The sequence below is a fragment of the Corynebacterium tuscaniense genome (assembly GCF_008693065.1).
Classification (GTDB): Bacteria; Actinomycetota; Actinomycetes; order Mycobacteriales; family Mycobacteriaceae; genus Corynebacterium; species Corynebacterium tuscaniense.
Genome location: NZ_VXKH01000105.1, coordinates 1 through 3,379, shown reverse-complemented (window position 1 = coordinate 3,379; position 3,379 = coordinate 1). Strand labels below are relative to the sequence as shown.

Below are 3,379 nucleotides of genomic sequence, written 5' to 3'. Positions count from 1 at the left end.
GTGTTCGGCCCACGTGCGCGCGGGTGTGATCGTCAGGGGCGCCAACAAGAACGTTGCGTCGATGTTCGGCCCACGTGCGCGCGGGTGTGATGAGGCCGAGCGCCTCCCAGTGGCGCAGCGCCTTGGTGGAAACGCCGAGGGCCTCCGCTGCTTCGCCGATCGTGTATTCGATACCATCTACCATGGTTACGATTGAACAGCTTGCCGCAGGGGTAAGTGCAAGTTGGGAGCATTCATGGACGAAGTCCGCGTGGGCGACGCCGAGCGTTCGGAAGCGCTGGACCGGCTGGGCACACTGTTCGCAGACGGTTACCTGGATGTCGGGGAGTTCGAAGAACGCACAGGTCAGGCCGCAGTCGCACGCACGCGCGGGGAGCTTTCCATGCTTTTCGACGACCTCCCGGCCGCACCGGCCCCACTGGAGAAGCGGATGCCGTCTGAGCTCGAGCTGGATGAGAAACTCGCAGCGAAGCGGAAGCTGGACACCGCGATCTACACCACCCTCATCGGCGGTTTGGCGGTATTTTTTGTGCTGCAACTTGGGTTCGACCTGGTCTACGCCTGGGTGGTGTGGCCGGTGGTGGGCATTCTCGCGGTCGCTTGGTACATCGTCTTCGACATCTCCGACGAGGAGGACGAGATTCTCGAGGACCTGTTAGAGAAGGAACGTTCTGATCGCGCCGAGCGGTTGAAACTTGCCACCGAGCGACGCAAGGAGCTTGGGAAGTAGCCGAGAATTCCTGCGCGCTCCGTTTAGAATGGGAGCATGCGTTTTCCTCGTGCGTGCGCGCTTATTGTAGCTAGTTCTGTCGGGGTGGTTACGGGTTGCGCCGGAGGTGGCGTGCCCGAGCCCGTGGTGGTCACGTCCACGCAGTGGGTGGACCCGGATTCGGGCGCGGTTGTGGAGTCTGCGGAGGTTGCAGAGCCTGGCGGGGAGGCTGAAGCACCGGCGGATACTGCGGAAGACGCGCCGGTAGTCGTCGACTCGAACGGTGACCTGCTCGTCACCGGCAACGTGGAAGCGTGGTCGACGGAGCAGGCAAGGAAGGGCCGCCCCGCTCCGAACGACGAAGACCCGGACAACGTGTACTACGTGCTGGTCTTCGACTCCCCCGTCAACATCACGGCAAATAAGGCGGGAAGCCAGGTCGCCCAAGAAAGCCCCTTCGCTCGCCTCGGATCCGTGGAGCACCGGGATTTCGGAACCTCGGACAACACCAATGGCTGGGACGAGTACGTAGGAAAGCGGGTGCGGCTGCGGGTTCCGCCTAACCAGTTCTCGTACAGGTCCGACGCGAGCCTGCCCATCGGCAGCCAGCTCATGCTCAACAACAACGCCGAAATGGGCATTGAAGTGCTAAATTAACCCTCCTTTCGAATGGCTGTGTCGGACGCGTTGTTAGATTGAGTTCATCACTTTCATACAATCGCACTCTTGACAGGAAGGAGGGGCCATGACCAGCGAAATCGCCCGGTGCGTCAACGAGATTTCCACGGCGCTGCGCACGCTTAGCGCACTGTTCAAAGACCCCTCCAGCCTCGCATTCGAGGATGTCCGGCACGACATGGAGCGCTTGTAGGAGCTGCAAGGCGAGGTGGATCCCCGCACGCCGGCGCAACGGCGCTTTGACCAGTTCTTCGCCATTCTCGAGCAGTACGAGGATCACTGTCAGAAGTCGAACGACGTCGCAGTGTCCGTGGTGCTTGCGCTGACGTTGGACGACCTCGCGGATGGCGACGCCGCGATGCTTTCGACACCAACATCGGCATCGAGGTGGACTGCTTCGACCTAGTGCGCCTAGGCAAGGAGAGCACGACTGACTTCCCGCTGCAGGTCGACGCAGTCAGCTCCGTGCCGCTGCGGATGGGGCGCACCAGCCGGCTTGCGTCGGTAGCCCAGCGCATTGCCATGTTCGCGGTGCAAGGGGCCTGCTCCTGGATCGGCTGCACCACAGGTGCAATAACGCGCACGGGGATGGCTCCTTTAACAAAGAGTTCATGGATTTTGACTCGCAAACAGGCAGGTCAGGGTTTCGTCGGCGCCCTGGTGACCCGTTGAGATTCAACCAATCGGTCCCGGCTCGACATTCAGCGGTAAGTCGGATCTATGCCACTAAAGGCAGGTGCGAATGCATCAAACATCCTGCCTGCTACCCCGCCTACCAGTCCGACCACCTGCCAGTGCACGATACCTGGACGCCGATGTGGGTGTAACCGCTTGGCGCGTAGCATTGGCGGCATGCGCATTTTCACCGTGGGTCACTCCAACCTCGAGTTCGAGGACTTCGCTGAAATGATCAAGGCTGCCGGTGTGGCATCCATCGTGGATGTGCGCAAGCTGCCCGGGTCTAGGAAGTACCCGTGGTTCAACGACGACCATCTTGCCGAACACCTTCCCACATGTGGCATCACTTACAGCAGAAGCGAGGGTCTAACCGGACGGCGCAACGTGTCCCACTCGGTACCGTTTGAGGTTAACGGCAACTGGCGTAACCGCAGCTTCCACAATTACGCCGACCATGCGCTGGGCGAGGAGTTCTCCGACGCGATCTCGCAGCTACGGGCGAACGCTGCCGAAACCCCCACCGCAATCATGTGCGCCGAGGCGGTGTGGTGGCGCTGCCACCGGCGTATCATCGCCGACCACCTCATCGCCCACGGTGACGAGGTTGGCCACATTATGGGCCTGGGTGCAGCCGGTGCGAAGGTGAGCGAGGCAACGCTCAACGACGGCGCAGTCATCGGCAACGATCTCCTCGTGCGCTACCCCGAGCAGGGCTAGCACGTACACCAGCGGACATCACGCCCAAACGAGCTTTAGGGGTAGAAAATCCGAAGCACTCAACCTAAGAAGACCACCGGGAACCTCGGTTGTGCCCCAAAGCGTCGAATCGAAAAAGCGACCTACCGTCTTGCCGCGACCCTAGACGTTAAATTTGAACTCGGCGGTATCTCGTTGCACGGTTACATTCTCGTTAACACCGTCCCCACCGGGATGGGCGTGGACGTCAACGGGAAGATCTTGGACAGCTTCGCCACGCATGTCGCCCCCGCGTTGGGTAGGCAGCCGAACCGCGAAAATATGGGGTACATGGGGATGGTTATGGGGTAAGTGGCATGATGCACGACTCAGACCGTTGACATTTGCCTAGCCTTACCTTAGTCTTCCCATCGTTCCTGTAACTAAGCTTAGGCTTACTTAACTAAAGGGGAAGTTTTGAAGCTTTCACTAAAGATCGGCGCAACCGTGGTTGCACTCGCCACCACGATCGGCCTGGCCGCCTGCTCCGACTCCGGCAGCACCACCGCCAGCACGGCATCCTCTGAGGTTGCCACGTCGGCACGCACTGCGGACGCAGCGCTGACGGTGAAGGACGCG

At 60.8% G+C, this 3,379-nt stretch carries 6 protein-coding genes; 5 read left to right on the top strand and 1 reads right to left on the bottom strand.

Going from position 1 to position 3,379, the window contains the following annotated elements; translation table 11 throughout:
* A partial coding sequence (locus tag F4V54_RS10560) for a MerR family transcriptional regulator (protein WP_150387108.1) occupies nucleotides 1–184 on the bottom strand: 184 nt, incomplete at its 3' end.
* A 51-nt stretch (nucleotides 185–235) separates the two neighbouring features.
* On the opposite strand from F4V54_RS10560, the gene F4V54_RS10555 reads away from it, so the two are divergent.
* From F4V54_RS10555 to F4V54_RS10540, 5 genes are all read left to right on the top strand, one after another.
* Nucleotides 236–730, top strand: a complete 495-nt coding sequence (locus F4V54_RS10555; RefSeq protein WP_150387107.1) for a DUF1707 SHOCT-like domain-containing protein — start codon at nucleotides 236–238, stop codon at nucleotides 728–730.
* Between the two features lie 36 nt (nucleotides 731–766).
* Nucleotides 767–1,366: a hypothetical protein gene (locus F4V54_RS10550; protein ID WP_146014918.1), complete on the top strand. Its 600-nt coding sequence runs from the start codon at nucleotides 767–769 to the stop codon at nucleotides 1,364–1,366.
* A gap of 88 nt (nucleotides 1,367–1,454) precedes the next feature.
* Nucleotides 1,455–1,580 carry a hypothetical protein gene (locus F4V54_RS11875; RefSeq protein ID WP_282958594.1) on the top strand — a complete coding sequence of 42 codons (126 nt, stop codon included), beginning with the start codon at nucleotides 1,455–1,457 and terminating at the stop codon, nucleotides 1,578–1,580.
* A 15-nt stretch (nucleotides 1,581–1,595) separates the two neighbouring features.
* Nucleotides 1,596–1,793 (top strand): hypothetical protein, encoded by a 198-nt coding sequence (locus tag F4V54_RS10545; protein ID WP_102723219.1) that lies wholly within the window; start codon nucleotides 1,596–1,598, stop codon nucleotides 1,791–1,793.
* Nucleotides 1,794–2,239: 446 nt separating this feature from the next.
* Nucleotides 2,240–2,782: a DUF488 domain-containing protein gene (locus tag F4V54_RS10540; protein ID WP_102723221.1), complete on the top strand. Its 543-nt coding sequence runs from the start codon at nucleotides 2,240–2,242 to the stop codon at nucleotides 2,780–2,782.
* Nucleotides 2,783–3,379 lie beyond the last annotated feature (597 nt).

Coding starts and splice junctions, on each gene's coding strand:
- F4V54_RS10555 (WP_150387107.1), top strand. CDS start 236: ATGGACGAAGTCCGCGTGGGCGACGCCGAGCGTTCGGAAGCGCTGGAC.
- F4V54_RS10550 (WP_146014918.1), top strand. CDS start 767: ATGCGTTTTCCTCGTGCGTGCGCGCTTATTGTAGCTAGTTCTGTCGGG.
- F4V54_RS11875 (WP_282958594.1), top strand. CDS start 1,455: ATGACCAGCGAAATCGCCCGGTGCGTCAACGAGATTTCCACGGCGCTG.
- F4V54_RS10540 (WP_102723221.1), top strand. CDS start 2,240: ATGCGCATTTTCACCGTGGGTCACTCCAACCTCGAGTTCGAGGACTTC.